Source organism: Streptomyces atratus (assembly GCF_014648655.1).
Lineage (GTDB): Bacteria > Actinomycetota > Actinomycetes > Streptomycetales > Streptomycetaceae > Streptomyces > Streptomyces atratus.
Window position 1 is genome coordinate 1 of sequence record NZ_BMRN01000243.1, and the last position, 500, is coordinate 500.

The following is a 500-nucleotide window of genomic DNA, read 5'->3' on the forward strand; positions in this document are numbered from 1 at the left end:
CGCCCCGGCTCGAAGGGGTTCGCGACGAACCGCTCGGCCGTCAGGCCGACCCGGCGGACGTAACCGCGCGCCAGCTGGGCACCGGAAACATACAGCTCACCGGCAACACCGGGCGCGACCGGCCGCAGATACGCATCCAGGACGTAGAAGCGCGTGTTCGCGACCGGGGACCCGACCGCTACGGCACCGGCAGCGACACACTCGGCGGTGAGCCGGGTGGTGGCAACGCCGATCGTGGTCTCGGTCGGCCCGTAATGGTTATGAACCTCGCGCTCACCGGCGGCGGCCACCAGCTCCCGCAGCCACACGGCCGAGGCAGCCTCCCCACCAAGGACGAGCGACCGGATCGGCAGAACGCCTTCGACACCACCGGCAGCCGACAAAGCGGCCAGGTGCGAGGGAACAGCCTTGAAGTGGTCGATCCGATGCGCGGAAAGGTACGCCGCGACCGCCTGCGGGTCGGTGACAGCACCCTCCTCCAGGACGTGCAGCTCACCCCC

1 protein-coding gene is annotated in these 500 nt (G+C 70.2%); it reads right to left on the reverse strand.

The window, feature by feature from the left end:
- The coding region (locus IEZ15_RS44310) for an AMP-binding protein (protein WP_189282560.1) at window positions 1-500 on the reverse strand (500 nt) is incomplete at both ends.